Here is an 18,181-nt window from a genome sequence, read left to right as displayed (position 1 = left end):
TGAGTGGATTGCACGATACGGGCAGCATGGACGGGCAAAAAAGCGACATTTCCGCAAGCATGCCTTGAGAGGAATTCAAGCCTGATGTCCCGCCCTCCGCTCCATGCCCTGCAGGGCTTCGTGGCTGCTGCCCGGCTCGGCAACCTGTCGCGTGCCGCCGCGTCGATGAATGTGACCGTCAGTGCGCTCAGCCATCAGATGCGGCAGCTGGAAGAACGGCTCGGGCAGCCGCTGCTGATCCGCCAGCCGCGCGGTGTCACCCTCACCCTTGAGGGGCAGCGCCTGCTCGACCAGGTCGGACCGCATCTGGATGCGATCAACGAAGCCTTCCAGCCCTATGCCGCACGTGCCGAGCACGTGCTGACGATCAGCGCGGTGCCGTCGATGGCGTCGGCCTGGCTGGTGCCGCGCCTGGGTCACTTCGTGGCCGAGCATCCACAGATCGAGATCAACCTGCAGTCGAGTGAACGCCTGATTGATTTCGAGCGGCAGCGCCAGTTCGACGCCGCGCTGCGTCTGGGCAGCGGGCAATGGCCGGGCCTGGTGGTGGAACCGCTGTTCGACGAGTGGCTGGTGCCGATGGCGAGCCCGGCGCTGATCGAACGCATGGGCGGCATTGACCGTGTGCCGTTGACCCGGTGGCCGCTGCTCGGTGATCCGGACGGCGCGTGGGGCGCCTGGTTCGCGTTGAGCGGGCAGAGCCCGCCGTCGCGTTTCGTGGCGGTGCTGGATGATTCGGAGGCGCACCATCGCGCCGCTCTGGATGGCGTGGGCGTAGCGCTCGGGCGGGTGACGCGGGCGCGGCTGCTGCTGGATTCGGGCCAGCTGGTCGCACTGTCCAGCCAGCGCCTGAAGACCGACTGGCCGCATTGGCTGGTGTACCCGCAGCGCTCGGCCAGCCATCGCGGTTTCCTTGCGTTCCGCGACTGGCTGCACGCGCAGGCCGCCGAGCACGTGCGGCACATGGCAGACGCACATCTATAGCGTCGAGCCATGCTCGACCATTGCATCTGGATCTGTAGCGTCGAGCCATGCTCGACTGCTGGTGCTCGACTCTACAGTCATCGCACCAGCGTGACCGCCTGCCCGGCACGCGCGAACGCTTCCTCAAGCAACGGGCCGGCCTTGATCGCCTCCACTTCCTCGAACAACGCCCGCAATGCATCGGCCGGGCGTGAGGCCGGCGCCGCCACTGCCTGCTGGATCGCGGTGAAGCGGTCGGCCAGCACACGGTGGCCGGGATGCGCCTGCGCCCATGCTTCCAGCGGCTGGCGTACACCGGCGGCGGCATCCAGGCGCTGCTGATCGAACAGGGTGATGGCCGCCGCCGAGGTCTCCGCCCGCTCGATCGTGGCATGGCGCAGTTCGCGACTGAGGAACAGGTCATAGGCCGCGCCACGCCCCACCGCGATGCGCAGCCCCTCGCGATCCAGGTCGGCTACCTGCTGCGCAGGGCTGTCCGCGCGCACCAGATAGGTACCTTCGATCTCCAGGTACGGGGCACTGAAGGCAATGCGGTCGGCACGTGCCGGATCGATGGCCAGGAAGGCCAGATCCCAGCCGTCTTCGCCTGCTGCCTCGACCACCGAGGCTGCGGCATCGTGGCAGGTGAAGCGAGCCTGCACCCCCATCCGTTGCGCCAATGCGGTAGCCAGTTCCAGTGAGGGGCCGCGCGGTGAGCGCGCATCGCCCTGTGCCAGCACCGGGTTGCCCAGGTTGATCGCCACGCGCAGGAAACCGTGCGGTGCCAGCGTACTTCGGTGGTCGGCCAGGGACATGCGGGACTTCACGGGGCAGGGGAGACCCAGCATGCCAACAACGGCGTCCGCGTGGCGTGGAATCAGCCGCGCGCGGCGAAGGTGCCGTGGAAGCCCAGTGGTACCGCATAGGGCAGCCAGGCCTGTGCCAGCGGACCGTCGTCCAGGTGGCGGGCATCGAGCACCGCCAGGCCGCTGCGCTTGTTCACCGGGTCAAGCAGGGTGCCGATCAGCCAGCCATCATCGGCGTTGCGGCTGCCCGGGCGCGGTACGAACACATGCTCTTCGGCCATGATGTCCGGGCCATAGTTCCACAGCTGGCGGTGCCCGTGCTCGATGTCGAACGCGGCCACGGCGTTGAAGTACGGCGCATTGGCCGTGCCGTCGATGGTCGGCGCATACAGCCGTGCGCCACGTGTGTTCGCCGAGCGCGGGTCGAACAACGGGAACTCCACTGCGCTGATGCCCAACATCTGCCAGCGGGCCTGGCCACGACGCAGGTCCAGATGCAGCTCGACCAGGCTGGCGCCACTGTTGGCAGCGTGTGCGCCATCACCGGCCATCGCTTCCTTCATCGGCGAGCGCGCCTCATTGATGTCGTCGTGGCGCACTGCGCGCAGCACGATGCCGCCATCGCGGGTGAACGCGTCGCCGAAGTGGTAGATCGCCGCGAACGGGGCTTCGAACCACTGCGCCTTGTCCGGCGCATCCTTGGCGACCACCGCGATGCGTACGGGACGCTGCGGTGCGAACTGCATGCGCTCGAAGAAGCTGCCGCCTGCGCCGGTGAAATCGAACGGCATCATCACGAACACCAGGTGCTGGTCGGTCATCGCGAAGGCATGCAGGTAGCCATGCTCGGGTGTTTCGATCACATTGGCGCTGCGCAGCTGGCCGTTCGCACCGATGTGCCAGACCAGCAGGCCATGGCCCCCCATCAGGCTGATCGAGCCGAAGTTCCAGAGGCTGCCGTCGCGGTCGCGCAGCGGGTGCGCCGAGAACGGCAGTGCAGCGAGGTCCGGACGCCAGGTCACCGGACCCAGTGTCTGCAGCGAATCGGGATCTACTTCGAACGCCGAACCGGACTCGCACAGCGCGAACAGGCGGCCATTGATCATGGTTACCGAAGTGTTCGCCACGTTGGCATCGTCGTTGTTTCGAACTGCCAGCGCACCGGGAACGCTGGTGCCGGCAGCCGGATACTGGAAGCGGCCGGCCTTCTGTTCACGGGTGAATTTCGGCGTGGCGACCATGCGCCCGTGATGGGTCAGGCTGCCATCACCATTGAAGCGCCAGCCATGCACCATGCCGTCGCCGTCGAACCAGTGGTCATAGCGGAAGCCATCGCGCTCGGTCCACGCCGGGCCGTTGCGGTACAGCGTACCGGCCAGGCCTGACGGCAGCTTTCCCTGCAACTGCACGGTGGCCGGGCCGAGGCTTTCGCTGCCGACGCTGCGCCAGCCAAGCAGCCACGGGTGTTCCTGCATGCTCTGCGCGAACCGCGCCGGGTCGCCGGCGAAGGCGGGAGCGCTGCGCAGCGCGGTGGCGCCCAGGGCCAGGCAGGCACTGCTGCTGAGCAGGGTACGAAGGAAGCGGCGACGGTCCATGGTGGCCTCGGGTCTGGATGCGGGTATCAGCGCAGGGTGATGTCGATGGCGGTGCCAGCGGCCGGCACGTCGACGCGCGCCTCGTCGAAGGTCGGCTTGCGCATCACCTGCGGGTTGTTGCTGAAGCCGTAGCCTTCCACCGGCATCCCGACCAGGTTGGTGTCGAGCTTGCCGTTGTCGTTCTCGTCGTGGGTGAGCAGCACGGCATAGCTGCCGGCCGGCACGCCCTTGAACGTGAAGTGGGCACTGTCGCCGCTGGGCGCCGCCTGCTGGGCCTGCACGGGCTTGGCCTTGCCGTCCCAGGCGGCGGCGTTGTCGACCAGCGCAACGCGCAGGGTGCCGGTCTGCGCGCGGACGTCGTGCACGGTCACGGCCAGGTCGGCGGCGTGGGCACTGCCGGCCAGGGCCAGGGCCAGGGCAGTCAAGGCAGTGCTGAGCAGGGCGGTGCGGATCATGGCAGTGGCTCCGGAAGTGTGTGTGGCGGTGTGGAGCCAGTCTGCGTGGGGCGCTGCACCGGGTTCAGGGCCAGTGGTCATCGATTCGACGTGCCAGAAGTCACTTTCTGCGCCGGACCCATTGCCGCCGGCGTGCGCGGCCGTCAGCATCTGGCCATGCCCAGCCTGTTCCGCCATCTGTTGCGTCCGCTCAGCCTTGCCGGCCTGATCACCGTGCTGGTGGTCGGCCTGTCGTTCGCAGTGCAGCGCAGTGGCGCCGGGCTGAGCCTGCTGTTGCTTGCTGTGTTCCTGCTGCTGTTCGTGGTGCACGGCTGGGCGTCGATGCCATCCCGCGTGCGCGCCGCTGCTGCGGTGTTGCAGGCGCTGCTGGCGGTTGTGCTGGTTGCGCTGCAGCCGCGTACCGGTACCGCCCCGGTGCTGCTGGTGGTGCTGGTTGCACAGCTGGCCGAACACTGGCCGCCGCGCTTCGTGCTGGGCGTTGCGCTGCTGGCCAACCTGGCGGTGTATGCCGTGCTGCGCCACAGCGGCTTCAGCCAGCCGCTGCTGGTGGTGCTGCTGTATGGCGGTTTCCAGGCCTTCGCCGCGCTGACCGCGCACTATGCCCGCAGCACGGCGCTGGCCCGCGATGATCTGGCACGGGTCAATGCCGACCTGCTGGCCACCCGCGCGCTGCTGGCCGACAGCGCACGCGATGCCGAGCGCCTTCGCCTTGCGCGCGAGCTGCACGATGTGGCCGGGCACAAGCTCACCGCGATGCGGCTCAACCTGCGCGCCCTGGCCGCTGACCCTGCGCTGGCCGGTCGCGAAGGGCTGGTGCTGGCCGAACAGTTGTCCGGCGAGTTGCTGGCCGACATCCGCCAGGTGGTGCAGTCGATGCGCGATGATCGCGGCCTCGATCTGGCCACCGCGCTGCATGCGCTGGCCGCACCCTTCCCACGACCGAAGCTGCAGCTGCAGATCGGCGACGGGGTGCGCGTGGCTGACCCGTTGATGGCCGAGACCGTGCTGCGGCTGGTACAGGAGGCCCTGACCAATGCCGCCCGGCACGGCAATGCAGACACCGTGTGGTTGACGATCAGTGAAGAGGAATCCCAGTTGCGTATCGATATCCGCGATGATGGCCAGCGCGCCGAACGCATCCGCGAGGGCAATGGCATCGCCGGCATGCGCGAGCGCCTGGCGGCCGTACAGGGGCGGCTGGAGTTGGCCCGAACCGCGCAGGGCGGCATGCATCTGACCGCGCGGTTGCCGGCATGAGCCCGGCCGCAATCCGCGTAGCGCTGGCCGACGACCAGGCATTGGTGCGTGCAGGCCTGCGTGCGCTGCTGCAGGGCCTGGGGGTGGACGTGGTGCTGGAGGCCGAGGATGGCCAGGCCCTGCTGGATGCGCTGGATACGCAGCGCGTGGACGTGGTGCTCAGTGACATCCGCATGCCAGGGCTGGATGGGATCGAGGCACTGCGCCAGCTGCGCGCGCGCGGCGATGCCACGCCGTGGCTGCTGCTGACCACCTTCGATGAAAGTGATCTGCTGCTGCGCGCCAGCGAGGCCGGCGCACAGGGCTTCCTGCTCAAGGATGCCGCGCCGGCCGACCTGCGCGAGGCCATCGAACGCGTTGCCGCTGGCGAGACCCTGCTGCTGCCGGTCAGTACCGATCCGGTGCGCGCGCGTTACCGCTTCCACGATGAAGCGCCGCCCACCGATACCTTCGGCGAACGTGAAGTGGCAATCCTGCGCCTGCTGGCCGGGGGCTACAGCAACAAGGAGATCGCGCGCAGCCTGTTCCTGGCCGAGGGCACGGTGAAGAACTACGTGTCCGCCATACTCGACAAGCTGGGCACCCGCGATCGCACCCGTGCAGTGCTGAAGGCGATTACCCTGCGCATCATCTGAGTGGACGTGGCAAGGAATGTCAGTGAACCCGATCCTGCATGTGGAAATCCCGGCCAGTGACCTGGACCGGGCCATCACGTTCTACCAGCGATGGCTGCAGGTTGCGGTGGACGAACCTATCGTGCTGCACGACTGCCGGATGGCCTATCTACCGTTTTCCGATGAGGCCGCCGGTGCCAGCATTGCGCTGGTGCACGGCGCGGACTATCTGCCTTCCGAGCAGGGCGCGCGCATCTACATCGGCGTCGGTGACCTGGATGCCAGCCTCGACCGTGCGCTGCAGGCCGGAGCCGAGCTGCGCTTCGGCCCGGCCGATGCCGGCGATTGGCGCGTGGCCGAGATCCGCGACAGCGAAGGCAACCGTATCGCATTGCAGGCGCGCACAGCGCCGTAACGTCAACGCTGCGGTGCGCGCATCTGTAGAGTCGAGCTTGCTCGACTGATTTTGACGTCGCCGTAGATGCATCAGTCGAGCAAGCTCGACTCTACAGCGTCGCGGCGCGTGAGCGCTGCAGCCAGTCGTTGATCGCGGGATCCAGCCGCGGGTCGTCCGGAAGCTGGATGCCGAAGCGCTGCTCCAGCACGTCGCGCACATCACCCACATCATGCAGCGGGCGCTTGTCCGGTGCCTGTCCGGGGCGGTACTCGGTGTAGTTGCCGCTGCCGATGGTGCGGCGCCAGTCCGGCCCGGTCAGCGACGCGCGCAACTGGCCGGGGAAACTGGAATCGGGATGGGTACATACGTACCAGTTGCCCACCACGTTGTCGATCGGCGCCGGCGCCTGCAGATCGAAGCGGTACATCACCCGCCAGCCGTCGCTGGATTCGGCCGACAGCATGAAATCACCGCCGTCTTCCAACCGCTGCAACAGATAGCGTTCGTGCGGGGTGGCCTGCGGCTGCGGGTCATGCAGGCGCAGCGGTACGGTCGGGGTCAGGCTGCCAAAACCGGCATCCACCAGCCAGTCATCGCCGTCCACGTGCACGCGCAGCAGCAGATGGGTGCGCGCGGTCAGTTCGCCGTCCTGGGCGGCCAGCAGTACGCGCGCGCTCAACGGCTGGGCATCGAAGCCCAAGGCCTGCAGCAGCGCCAGCAACCCACCATTGAGCTCGAAGCAGTAGCCACCGCGGCGCTCGTCAAGCAGCTTGCGCTGCACGCTGTCCAGGTCGATCGGCACCGCATCGCGCAGCAGGCAGCTGAGGGTTTCGAAGGGCAGCAGTGCGTTGTGGCGCTGCTGCAGCAGGGTCAGGCCGGCCAGGGTCCGTGGTGGCGGCGCATCCAGCTGCAGGCGCTGCAGGTAGCGGGGGACATCGAGCGTCGTCATGGGGGCACCGGGCGGGGAAGGGAGGTCCACTGTGCTCCCCCAACCGGGGTTGAGGTCAAGCACGGCGGCCGTGTCATGCCCCCGTCGCCTGCACCCGGTACAAAGACCGCGTCCGCCAGTGACGGGGGACGCAGACGAAGAAGGGCCTAAAGTTGCCCTGAATCCGGCCGATACAGGTGCGTCCTTCCGCCTGGAGTCTGTCATGTCGGCCGTTGTCCCCCACCTCCGGTCCCTGCGCACGCGTCTTGCCACGTTGCGCTCGGCGTCCCCCGGCCTGCTGCTGTGGCTGCAACCACACCGGCTCAGCGTGGCCAACAAGCTCAAGGCGACCCTGTGGGTCTGTGGCCTGGGGCTGGTGGCGATCGCCGCTGTCTACGCCTGGACTGGCCATGCCAACGCCCTGGCCGCGCGCAGCCAGGCCAGCTACCAGCGCGGCAGCGATCTGGCTGCCAGCCTGTCCACGCGGGTGGCCGAAGCGCGCCGCCTGCAGACCCAGTATGCACGCAGTTTCGATGATGCTGACCGCAGCCAGTTGCTGGCAACACAGAAGGCCCTGCAGGCTGACCTGCAGGCGCTTCGCGCGATGCCGATGGACGCCGGCCGGCGCATGGCGCTGCAGGTGCTGACCGAATCGGCCGACGCGTTCTCGCAGGGTGTGGCCGCCCTGTTCGAACGGGTCGACGAGATGGGCCGCGGTGAGGCCGGCCTCGCTGCACAGCTGCAGCAGGCCGCCGAAACCCTGCAGGCGCAGGTGGATGCGCTGCAGCGGCCGTCGCTGGCGCTGTCCCTGCAGAAGATGCGAAGGCAGGAGGCCCTGCTGCTGCTCGACGGTGATTCCACCCACGCCGACCGCGCCAGCGAGGAAAAGCTGCCGTTCGACCTCGCGCTGGCGGGCCTGCCCGCGGATGCGCAGGACGCTCTGCGCACCGGGATGGAGGGCTATCAAGGCGCCCTGCTGGGGTATACCGCGGCCCGCGTCGGCCTGGATGTGGAAGCGCAGTCGCTGCTGGATACCGCCGCGGGCGTAGCGCCGGCGCTTGCCGCTTTCCAGCAGGTGCAGGTGGCAGCGCTGGCCAGGGCGCAGGCGCGCCAGCAGGTCGGCGCGCGCACGATGAGCGTGCTGTTCGCATTGACCCTGCTGCTGGTGGCCGGTGTGCTGATCACCAGCCTGGTGCTGGTGCTGCGTGCGGTGCGCCAGCCGATCCAGGACACCCTGCGTTTCGCCAGCGACATCGCCGACGACCGCCTCGACACCACCCTGCGCGTCTACAACGCCAACGATGAGATCGGCCAGCTGGCCCGACGCCTGGTCGACATGCAGCAGCGCCTGCGCGCGCGCATCGAGACCGAACGTGCTGTGGCGCGCGGCAACACCCGTGTGCGCCAGGCGCTGGACAGTGCGCAGACCGGGCTGATGGTGGTCGATGCCGAAGGCCTGGTGGCGTATGCCAATCCGGCGCTGCTGGAGCAGCTGGAACGTCAGGGCGATGAGCTGGTGGGGAGCGATGCGGTACGCCTGCATCCGGCGCTGGCCAGCCTGGCTGGCGTGCGACAACGCGAAGAACGCGAGATCGGCCATTCCGGTGTGCGCTATCAGCTGGTCGTCAATCCCATTGTCGACGAGGGGCATTTCCTCGGCGTGGCGGTGGAATGGCGCAGTCGCGCGCTGGAAACCCTGCTGGAAACCGAAGTGGCAGCCCTGGTCGACGCGGCCGCGCACGGTGACCTGCACGGTCGCATCGCGCTGGAGGGGAAGCAGGGCTTTGTGCGTACGTTGTCGACCAGCATCAATCGTCTGTTGACCACCTTCGAGACCAATCTTGGCGATCTGCAGGCGCTTCTGGCCGCGCTGGCCCGCGGTGACCTCAGCGTGCGCATGGAAGGTGAACTGCAGGGCGTGTTCGCGCGCATGCGCGACGATGCCAACGCCACCGTCGCGCAACTGGGCCGCATCGTCACCCGCATCCAGCAGGCCACGTCCAGCCTCGATACCGGTGTTGGTGAGATCGTCGCCGGTCACCATGATCTGTCGCAGCGTACCGAACAGCAGGCGGCCAACCTGGAAGAGACGGCAGCGTCGATGCACGAGTTGACCGACACTGTTGGCCGCAATGCCGATGCCGCGGGCCGTGCGGATGCGCTGGTCAAGGGCGCGGCGGCAGTGGCCCAGCGCGGCGGCGAGGCGGTCGGCCAGGTGGTGGCAACCATGCATGGCATCAGCGAAGCCTCACGGCGGATCGGTGACATCACCCAGCTGATTGATGGCATCGCCTTCCAGACCAACATCCTCGCGCTCAACGCGGCGGTGGAAGCGGCGCGCGCCGGAGAGCAGGGCCGCAGCTTCGCCGTCGTGGCTGCCGAAGTGCGCCTGCTGGCTCAGCGCAGCGCGGAGGCGGCCAAGCAGATCAAGGGATTGATCGAGGATTCGGTGGCGCGTGTGGGCCAGGGCAACCAGCAGGCCGAACAGGCCGGCACCACGATGGGCGAGATTGTCGGCAGCGTGCAGCAGCTGGCGGATCTGCTGGCCGGGATCCGCAGCGCGTCGCAGGACCAGCATGCCGGCATCGCCCAGGTGAACCAGACCATCGTGCAGATGGAGGCCAGTACCCAGCGCAACGCCAGTCTGGTGGAAGAGGCGGGGGCCTCGACCGCGCAGATGCAGGCGCAGGTGCATGCCCTGGCAGAAGCCGTGGGCGCGTTCCGTCTGCAGTCGATGCCACAGGCGCGCGCTGCGGCCTGATCCCGCTCCGGTAGTGCCGGCCGCTGGCCGGCACCGTCGATGATCCTGCCGGCCAGCGGCCGGCACTACCCTTGTGGCTCAGTACACGTCGCGCCGGTAGCGCCCGGTCTCCAGCAGCATTTCCACAACCTCATCGCCCAGCGCAGCGCGCAGCACCTGGTCCACGCCTTCGGCCATGCCCTGCAGCGAGCCGCAGACATGAATCACCGCGCCACGCTGCATCCATTCGCGCAGCGCATCGGTGGCGGCATGCAGGCACTCCTGCACGTAACCACCTTCGCCATCGCGCGAGAACGCTAGGTCCACCCGCGCGAGATGGCCATCGGCCTGCCACGCTTCGATCTCGTCGGCGAACAGGAAGTCGTGCGCGCGCTGGCGCTCACCGAACAGCAGCCAGTGCCCGTGCTCGCCTGCATGGGCAGCTTCGCGCAACAAGCTGCGCAGACCCGCGATGCCGGTGCCATTGCCGATCAGCACCATCGGCACACCGCCAATGCGATGGAAACCGGGGTTGCGATGCACACGGGCCACGATGCTGGCACCGACCGGGGCATGCAGCGCCAGCCAGCCCGAGCCCAGCCCGGCTCGACCCGACAGGTCATGCACCAGGCGCACCACCAGTTCCACCACTTCATCACTCGTGGAGGAGGCGATGGAGTATTCGCGTCCGGGCAGCGTTGGCAATCCGGACAGCCACAGGCAGGCATCCTGCACCGCCAGCGCGGCGTCGGCCTCGGGCAGCTCGCGTTCACTGGCCAGCGCCAGCAGGGTGCGTGGGTGGCCGTCCACCAGCAGCGGCTGCAGCGGATCCAACCCCTGTGCCTTCAACACGGCGCTGGCGTGCCGTGCGTTGTGCCGGGGCGCGATATGCAGGATGTCGCCCGCCTGCCACTGCACGGCGGCCGGTGGCGCAAGACGGATGCGCCAGATGGCACCACCGATGCTGCCCGGATTGAGCCGGTCGCGGCCGAGCAGCCGCCACTCATGCATCTGCGTGGCCGCCGGCAGCACGCTGTCATCGGTGACGATGCCGGTCAGCGCGCCCAGCTGCAGCTGCCATTGGCGCAAGGCCGCTACCGAGGCGGCATCGACTTCGATGCGGTCGAACAACGGGCGCGCGCCGTTGCCGAGCAGCCAGCCATCAACCTGGCGACCGAAGCCGCAGTAGTGCGGGTACTGTCGGTCACCCAGCGCCAGCAGTCCAAACTGCAGGCCTGACAGGTCGAGTGTCTGTGCCATCAGCCGTCGTGCAGCGCCTCGCGCCGCATCCGGTGGCTCGCCGTCGCCGAAGGTGCTCAGTACCCACAGCACCTGCGCGGTGCGTGCCAGCTGCGCGGCATCGACGCGGGCCAGTGGCAGCACCTGCACCGCATGACCGGACGCCTGCAGCTGCGCGGCGGCGCGCCATGCCAGTTGTTCTCCCAGTCCACTCTGGCTGGCATGCACCACCAGCCACGGCGTACCACCGCCATCGGCAGGCGTTGCTGGCAGCGACTGGCGCAGGTCACGCGCGGCGCGCTGGCTGCGGCGGCGGTCCAGGTAGAGCATCCAGCCGGTGATGAAGAACAGGCTCATGCCCAGGCTGCTGAGCATCACCACCACGCGCCCGGGCACGCCGAAGTAGCTGCCCGAGTGCAGCGCGAACACGCTGGTGGCCAGCTGCGCGCCGGCGCCCTGGCGCGCATAGGGGCGGGCATCGAGCGTGGCCCCCGTGCCTGGGTCCAGCTGCAGCAGATCATGCGCGCGGTCATGCTGGCCGCCGCGCTGCGACGGATCACCGGCCATCACCCGCACGTTCAGTGCCTGCCCCGGCTTCTCCGGCAGGCGCAGGTCGATGTAGCCGGTGCGCACGCCGGGCAGTGCGTACAGCGTGGCTTCGATGCGTTCCAGGTTCAGGGCGGCGTCGGTGGCGACCTTGTGCTTGGCGGCCGGTGCGACGCCCAGCAGGGTGTTGGCGGCACTGCGATACCAGTCGAACGACCACCACAGGCCGGTCAGCGCACTCATCAGGTAGATCAGCAGCACCCAGGTGCCGACCACCGAGTGCAGGCTCCACAGGAAGCCACGGCCGCTGCGTTTCCATTCCACCGCCAGCCAGCTGCGCCAGTGCCACCAGCGCCGCGGCCAGCGCAGGTAGAGCCCGGACAGGGTGAAGAACAGCAGTGCGATGGCACAACTGCCGGTGATCCATTTGCCGCGCTCGCCGGCGGCGAGGTGGCGATGCAGATCCTCGACGAAATCGAAGAACGCCTGCCCGCGCAGGGCGCTGAAGCGCTCGCCGGTGTACGGATCGAAGTAGACCCAGTGTTCCTTGCCGCCGGCGAAGCGCGCCACCGAGGGCCGTTGCCCGGTGGCATCCACGCGCAGGCGTTGCAGGGGGCGATCACTGCCGGCCTGCAGCAGCGGCACCAGTTCGCTGAGTTCAAGCGGAAGCTGGCCGTCGGCATGGTGCTCGGCGATCTCGGCGAAGCCGGGATTGGCCGCCCGCAGCAGTTCATCCTCGAAAGACAGCACGGCGCCGCTGAGGCCCATCACGGCCAGCACGGCACCGGCGGTGATGCCCAGCAGCCAGTGCAGTTGGAACAGGACGTTCTTGAACATCGAAGGAGGAGGGCCTGGAAGGCTGCCGCCCGCATCCTGCGCAACAGCAAATGAGAATTAGTCGCGGAATTCTCCGTGGCGCCCCGGCTGCGGTCAAGCAGGGGATATCGGCCGGGCTGCGCCCGGCACCCGTGGTAGTGCCGGCCGCTGGCCGGCAACCTCAGAAGCAACAGCCGAAGCAACAGCGGGTTTCCTGTGAGGAGGCGGGGTGGGTCCGGTTGCGGGGGACGGCGTGAATACGTCCATGTAGCCTCGGTCGCGCCATCCATGGCGCTCACGCCCCCTCAACCGGACCCACCCCGCCTTCGACAGTTTCCTGCGATCTGTCGGAAATACTTTTGGGGTCAGATCCGTTTTCCGCAGGAAAACGGATCTGACCCCGGAATTTCATTCGATATCTGACAGATGTGTCGACCAAGGTCGACACCTACCAACAGCCGCGAAGATCTGTCAGAGGTGGGGCGGTGTCGGAGTGCGGGGTGTCAGCCGCATGGATGCGGCTGCCAAGCTTACAGGGATGTACTTGCAGCGTCCCCGCACTCCGATACCGTCCCGCCAACCCACGGAATGCCCGCTTTGGCTGTTGCCGTTGCCGTTGCGTTGCATTGAGCAGGGTGCAGGGCTGCAAGCCCTGCAAAAAACACCCTCACTTCACCCAGCTGTCGATCTCGCCGTGGGCGAACGGCCCCAGCTTCGCCTTCACCAGCCGGCCCTGTGCATCGAACAGCACGCTGTAGGGCAGCAGGCCCTGCGTATTGCCCAGCTGCACGCTGGCATCGCGTGGCCCGGGTGTCTCGATCACGATCGGGTAATCCACCGGTACCCGCTGCAGGAAACCGCGCACGTCTTCCGGCGTATCCAGCGCCAGGCCAAGAACCTGCACACCGTTGTCGCCCTGGGTGTGGGCAAAGCGCGCCAGTTCAGGCATTTCTTCAACGCAGGGCGCGCACCAGCTGGCCCAGACATTGATCAACAGCGGGCGGCCGGTAGCGTGCTGGCGCAGGTCCAGCGGTCGGCCTTCAAGATCGGGCAGCGACAGCGCGGGCAGGCTGTCGCCGACCTGCAGGGCGGGTGCCACCGCCGCCACCGCAGGCGCCGCTGGCATGGCCTCAGGCGCAGCCGGCGCGGGAGCCAATCGATGCCCGGCCCACAGGCCGAGGCCGGCGGCCAGCACCGCTGTCCACAGCAGCGCTGGCCGTTGCCATTTCATCGTGCGGTGCGCAGCAGCGCTTCCTCGACCACCGCCTGGGTCAGCAGGGTCGGCAGCACGGTCGGCGGTGCGCCGGGGCCGTACACCACGTACAGCGGCACGCCCACGGCCTTGTGCTCTTCCAGGAACGTGGTGATCTGCGGATCGACGTTGGTGTAGTCACCGCGCATGTACACCGCGTTGGTGCGCTTGAGCAGTTCCTTGAACTCCGGCCGCGACAGCACCGCGCGCTCGTTGGCCTTGCAGCTCACGCACCAGTCGGCGGTCATGTTCACGAACACCACGCGGTTGTCGGCGCGCAGGCGATCCAGCAGCTGCGGCGAGTATTCGACCACGTTGTCAGTGGCCGCCTGTGCGGCACGCGCCGGCGCTGCCAGCTGGGTCACGCCCCAGGCCGGAACCAGTGCACCGATCGCCAGCAGCACGCCGAGCAGGGTGACGGCGCGCGAGCCGGTCCAGCGGTTGCGTTCAAACAGCCACAGACCGAAGGCCAGCAGCAGCAGGCCACCCAGCACCAGCGCCATGCCGTCCACGCCGCGCTGCTTGCCCAGCACCCACAGCAGCCACAGCACGGTGGCATACATCGGGAAGGCCAGCACGTGCTTGAGCGTTTCCATCCACGGGCCCGGCTTGGGCAGGCGGCGCGCCAGCGCCGGCACGAAGCCGATCAGCAGGAACGGCAGGGCCAGGCCCAGGCCGAGGAACAGGAACACGGTCATCGCCTTCAGCGGCGGGGCAATGAACGCGTAGGCAATCGCGCCGCCCATGAACGGGCCGACGCAGGCACTGCCGACCACGCAGGCCAGCGCACCGGTGAAGAAATCACCGGCCGGGCCACTGCGGCTGGCCAGCGACTGGCCGAGGTTGCCGATGCCGCCGCCCAGTGTGAACACGCCGGACAGGCTCAGGCCCACCGCGAACATGATGTAGGCCAGCGCCGCCACCACGCCCGGGTGCTGCAGCTGGAAGCCGATGCCGACGGCGTTGCCGATCGCGCGCAGGCCAACCATCAACGCACCGATCACTGCGAACGCGACCAAGACGCCCAGCGTGTACCAGAGGGCATGGCTGCGCGCGCGCTGCGGGCTTTCGCCGCTCTGCGCCAGGCTCAGGACCTTCAGCGACAGGATCGGCAGCACGCAGGGCATCAGGTTCAGTACCAGGCCACCGGCCAGCGCCAGCAGCAGGACCCATACGAACGAACGGTCCGGATTCGGCGTGGTCACCGGCGGTCGCGTGCGCAGCGCGTTGTCACCCTGTGCATCGGCGGCGAACTCACGGCTGGCGGTGCCGTCACCTGCAGCAGGGGTCGTTGCATCCGTATTGGGCACGGTTGGCAGCAGGCGCAGCGGTGCGCCGTTGGCGGCTTCGCGTGGTGCGCCGTTGGCAGCGGGCAGCGGGCTGATCACCTCATTGCGCGGTGGCGCCTGGTCGGCACTGCTGCTGACCTTGCCGGCCGGAATGGACAGCTTCACCCGGCGGGTCATCGGCGGGTAGCAGATGCCATCGGTCTGGCAACCCTGGAAGGTCACCACCAGAGTGCTGTCGACCGCATCGGCGATGGAGCGGCGCAGCGGCAGCGGCACTTCCACCTGGTTGAAGTACACCGAGACATCGCCGAAGTGTTCGTCGCGATGCGACTGTGCGGCAGGCCAGCGCAGCTTGTCGGCCAGCACCCCGGTGCTGCCGTCCAGCTTCACCGAAGTGCGGTCGCGATACAGGTAGTAGCCCGGTGCCGGGCTGAAGCGCAGCAGCAGGGTATTGCCGTCGCTGGCGATGGCGTCGAAGCCGAACGCCTGCTCCGACGGCAGCGGCAGCGCCTGGCTGTTGCTGGCCGCGCCCGGCAGGCGCAGGCCACCGCTGTTGCCGGCACCGGCCAGCGGGTTGTTGAACACGGGCTTGCCGCACCGGCACGCGCGGCAGGCACCGCGGCCGCCGCACCGGCGCCCGGCAGCGTGACCTGCACCACGCGCTTCTGCGGCGGGTAGCAGACACCGGCATCGGCGCAGCCCTGGTAACGCACTTCCAGGCTGATGGTGCCGGCGGCGTCGGTCGGCGTGCCGGGCAGGGTGGCCTGCAGGCGTTCGCGATAGGTTTCGACTTCGCCGAAGAAATCGTCGTGGTGCTTGTCGCCCTTGGGCATCTGCAGCGCGCCGGCATTGAAGGCCGGGTCGGCCTTGACGCTGGTGCGGTGGCGATACAGGTAGTAGCCCGGCGCGATCTTGAACTGCAGTTGCACCTGGCCACGCTCGGCGGCGGTCGCGGTCAGTGCGAACGCCTGGTCCACCGGCAGCAGGTCTTTCTCATCCAGGGCGAACGCCGGCAGCGAGAGCCACAACAGGGCGCACAAGGCGGCGCCACGCGCAAACAGAGTCTTCAATCAGTGTCCTCCCGGGTCTGTGCCCGGATCCAGTCCAGATACGCCGGCAGGCCGGCCCGGGTTTCGACCGCAATGCACTCCGGGAGTTCATACGGATGCAGTTCGACGATCCGGGCAATCGCGTCATCGACGCGGCTCGCGGTGGTTTTCACCAGCAGCTGCAGCTCGGCGTCGGTGGTCACCTCGCCCTGCCAGCGGTAGGTCGACTGCGCGCCATCGAGGCGGGTCACGCACGCGGCCAGGCGCTCGCCGACCAGCGCGTGCGCGATGCGCTCGGCACTGGCCCGGTCCGGGCAGGTGGTCAACAGCAGCAGGACGGGATCGACGGTCGACATGACCGTCGAGTATAGGGCCGCCGCCGGGTCAGGGCCCGGCGGCGGCAGTGGACCGCTGCGTTGCGCGGTCAGTTGGCCAGCTGGCAGGAGGCCGGCTTGGCCGAGGTGAACAGGCCCGGGGTCGCCCACTCGGGGTGGTCGATGAACGGGTTGCGGTTGCCCTGGAAGCTGTAGATCACGTCGTTGCGGGCACGCTCGGCTTCATCCGGCGGATCGGACAGGTGCCAGTCGATCAGCGTCGAGAGCAGGCCCATGTAGGCCGGCGAACTGCTGGTCTTGACGATCCTGCTGCGGTCGTCGGTCAGCTCCAGGTCCGGCTCGGACTGGCCGGTGGCCGCATCCTTGCCGCCCTCGTAGCGGATCGCCATGTACATCACCGCACGCGCCATGTCGCCCTTGCGCTTGCCCCACACCTCGAAGGTGCCGGTGTTGCCGTCCGGCGTGCGCACCCAGTTGGAGTTGCCCGGGTAGCCGCCGCTGCCGCCGCCCTGGCCGTTGTTGGCCTCGGTGGCGCGTTCGCCGCAGTTGGCGTCGCATTTGCCGAACGGCTTGTTGCCACGGTCGGCGTTCCACTGCGCGTCGGTCAGGTACAGCATGTGGGTGTCGGTGTACGGCGCGTACGGCAGGCCCTTGTCGCCGGTGGTGCTGGCAAAGCCCAGCGAGTTCGGCCAGGTGTGCTCGCGGTTGTACTTCAGGCCGCCGCCGCTGCCGGCGCGGTCGGTCACCTTGGCGTAGCTGCGGTTGCGGTACGCATCCAGGATCCTGCCGCTGTTGTTCGGATCCTCGTCGGCGATTTCCAGGATGGTCCAGGTGCTGGTGCCCGAGCCGCTGTACGGGTAGGCGGTGTGGCCCTTGATGGTGGCGTGCAGCGAGCAGCGCAGCTGGCTGGGGCTGCTGGTATTGACCTTGGAGTAGTAACCGGCCGGCACGCCCGGGTTGCCCGGGTCCGGATTGCCGCCGGTGCTGGCCACGGTGAAGGCGATGCGGCTGTCGGCGGCGGGGTGCGCCCCCTGCAGGTCGGAGATGCGCGCGGCGCGGATGTCGAAGCGGCAGGCTTCACCGGCCACCAGCGCGGTGTTGGTGGACAGCTTCACGCTGCGGCCGCTGGCCGGGTAGGTCAGCGGCACGCTGCCGGAAGTGCCGCAGCTCAGGGCGAAGGCGCCGCTGGCCAGGTTCACCGTCTCGCTGAACACCACTTCCAGGTCGGCGGCGGCCGGGAAGGTGCTGCTGCCCTGCGCCGGGGTGGTGGTGGAGACCGACGGCGGCGTGTTCGGGCCCGGGGTGCCACCCCCGCTGAAGGTCTGGCCGTTGTTGCAGCTGCCAAACGTCTGCTTGGCCGATTCGGCCCAGGTGAAGTGGGCGTACTGGCTGCCGCTGCCGGTAAGCTGAAGCGAGGTGCCCGGAGCCGTGCTGTTGGTCTCGGCCACCGGAATGTTCTGGCTGGTCATGCCGGCGGCAGGGCCACCGGAGGCGGTGATGGCGCCCTCGTAGCTGAGGAACTGGACCACCTTGCCGCTGGCATCGACCAGGGCGATGCCGTCGTTCGGACCGTTCTGCAGGCCGTTGGTCGGGTAGCTGACCACGGCCAGGGTGGCGCTGCCGCAACCCGCGGCGGTGCCGGCCGGGACCGGATTGTTGGCGTAGACCGTGGCGGCTGAAGGATTGCTGCCGTTGTAGAGATAGAGGCGGTAGCCGGACAGGTCCTCGCCCGCGGTAGCGACCACTTCGATGGCTTCGCCGACGTCACCGGCGGCGGTGCTGTCGTCGTAGTGCAGTTCGTTGATGAAGACCTCGGCCTGGGCCGGCGCGGCGGCCAGCGCCAGCAGGCAGGCGGCGGCAAGCGGGGACAGCAATCGCATCGACTACTCCTTGTGATTGG

13 protein-coding genes and 1 pseudogene are annotated in these 18,181 nt (G+C 68.4%); 5 read left to right on the top strand and 9 right to left on the bottom strand.

Features of this window, described 5'->3' with window-relative positions:
* Positions 1-84: 84 nt before the first annotated feature.
* Positions 85-984 (top strand): LysR substrate-binding domain-containing protein, encoded by a 900-nt coding sequence (locus ACZLIB_RS20685; RefSeq protein WP_049463274.1) that lies wholly within the window; start codon positions 85-87, stop codon positions 982-984.
* A gap of 77 nt (positions 985-1,061) precedes the next feature.
* On the opposite strand, the gene ACZLIB_RS20680 is transcribed toward ACZLIB_RS20685, so the two are convergent.
* The 3 genes from ACZLIB_RS20680 to ACZLIB_RS20670 form a co-directional block, all read right to left on the bottom strand.
* Positions 1,062-1,778, bottom strand: coding sequence for an ABC transporter substrate-binding protein (locus tag ACZLIB_RS20680; protein ID WP_049401734.1), 717 nt, complete (start codon positions 1,776-1,778; stop codon positions 1,062-1,064).
* Positions 1,779-1,840: 62 nt separating this feature from the next.
* Positions 1,841-3,364: a carotenoid oxygenase family protein gene (locus ACZLIB_RS20675; RefSeq protein ID WP_478468602.1), complete on the bottom strand. Its 1,524-nt coding sequence runs from the start codon at positions 3,362-3,364 to the stop codon at positions 1,841-1,843.
* Positions 3,365-3,390: 26 nt separating this feature from the next.
* Positions 3,391-3,819, bottom strand: coding sequence for a DUF2141 domain-containing protein (locus ACZLIB_RS20670; RefSeq protein ID WP_478468600.1), 429 nt, complete (start codon positions 3,817-3,819; stop codon positions 3,391-3,393).
* Between the two features lie 156 nt (positions 3,820-3,975).
* On the opposite strand from ACZLIB_RS20670, the gene ACZLIB_RS20665 reads away from it, so the two are divergent.
* The 3 genes from ACZLIB_RS20665 to ACZLIB_RS20655 are packed head-to-tail and all read left to right on the top strand — an operon-like array spanning position 3,976 to position 6,105.
* Positions 3,976-5,076: a sensor histidine kinase gene (locus ACZLIB_RS20665; RefSeq protein ID WP_049463270.1), complete on the top strand. Its 1,101-nt coding sequence runs from the start codon at positions 3,976-3,978 to the stop codon at positions 5,074-5,076.
* Complete coding sequence (locus ACZLIB_RS20660) at positions 5,073-5,711, top strand: response regulator transcription factor (RefSeq protein WP_032129575.1); 639 nt, start codon at positions 5,073-5,075, stop codon at positions 5,709-5,711. Before ACZLIB_RS20665 ends, ACZLIB_RS20660 begins: the two co-directional genes overlap by 4 nt.
* A gap of 22 nt (positions 5,712-5,733) precedes the next feature.
* Complete coding sequence (locus ACZLIB_RS20655) at positions 5,734-6,105, top strand: VOC family protein (RefSeq protein WP_032129576.1); 372 nt, start codon at positions 5,734-5,736, stop codon at positions 6,103-6,105.
* A 91-nt stretch (positions 6,106-6,196) separates the two neighbouring features.
* Here the strand turns inward: ACZLIB_RS20655 and ACZLIB_RS20650 are convergent, their stop codons facing one another.
* Positions 6,197-7,036, bottom strand: coding sequence for an arylamine N-acetyltransferase family protein (locus ACZLIB_RS20650; protein WP_132810871.1), 840 nt, complete (start codon positions 7,034-7,036; stop codon positions 6,197-6,199).
* 202 nt (positions 7,037-7,238) lie between these two features.
* Here ACZLIB_RS20650 and ACZLIB_RS20645 point away from each other — a divergent pair, with 202 nt between their 5' ends.
* A complete protein-coding gene (locus ACZLIB_RS20645; protein WP_478468599.1) occupies positions 7,239-9,776 on the top strand; it encodes a methyl-accepting chemotaxis protein in 2,538 nt (845 codons plus the stop codon).
* Positions 9,777-9,854: 78 nt separating this feature from the next.
* Here ACZLIB_RS20645 and ACZLIB_RS20640 read toward each other — a convergent pair whose 3' ends face one another.
* The 5 genes and pseudogenes from ACZLIB_RS20640 to ACZLIB_RS20620 all read right to left on the bottom strand — a co-directional run bounded on the left by ACZLIB_RS20640 (position 9,855) and on the right by ACZLIB_RS20620 (position 18,161).
* Positions 9,855-12,377 (bottom strand): PepSY domain-containing protein, encoded by a 2,523-nt coding sequence (locus tag ACZLIB_RS20640; RefSeq protein WP_182266783.1) that lies wholly within the window; start codon positions 12,375-12,377, stop codon positions 9,855-9,857.
* Between the two features lie 646 nt (positions 12,378-13,023).
* Positions 13,024-13,587 (bottom strand): TlpA family protein disulfide reductase, encoded by a 564-nt coding sequence (locus tag ACZLIB_RS20635; RefSeq protein WP_107433205.1) that lies wholly within the window; start codon positions 13,585-13,587, stop codon positions 13,024-13,026.
* A pseudogene (locus ACZLIB_RS20630) lies at positions 13,584-15,967 on the bottom strand (protein-disulfide reductase DsbD family protein). Before ACZLIB_RS20630 ends, ACZLIB_RS20635 begins: the two are co-directional and overlap by 4 nt.
* Positions 15,964-16,302 carry a divalent-cation tolerance protein CutA gene (gene cutA / locus ACZLIB_RS20625; RefSeq protein WP_010481118.1) on the bottom strand — a complete coding sequence of 113 codons (339 nt, stop codon included), beginning with the start codon at positions 16,300-16,302 and terminating at the stop codon, positions 15,964-15,966. Before cutA ends, ACZLIB_RS20630 begins: the two are co-directional and overlap by 4 nt.
* Before the next feature lie 68 nt (positions 16,303-16,370).
* Positions 16,371-18,161 carry an endonuclease gene (locus ACZLIB_RS20620; RefSeq protein WP_478468597.1) on the bottom strand — a complete coding sequence of 597 codons (1,791 nt, stop codon included), beginning with the start codon at positions 18,159-18,161 and terminating at the stop codon, positions 16,371-16,373.
* Positions 18,162-18,181: the final 20 nt, after the last annotated feature.

This window comes from Stenotrophomonas sp. 220_Sma, from assembly GCF_056487375.1.
The sequence above is the reverse complement of the archived record's forward strand: the minus strand, read 5'-3'. Positions and strand labels throughout refer to the sequence as shown.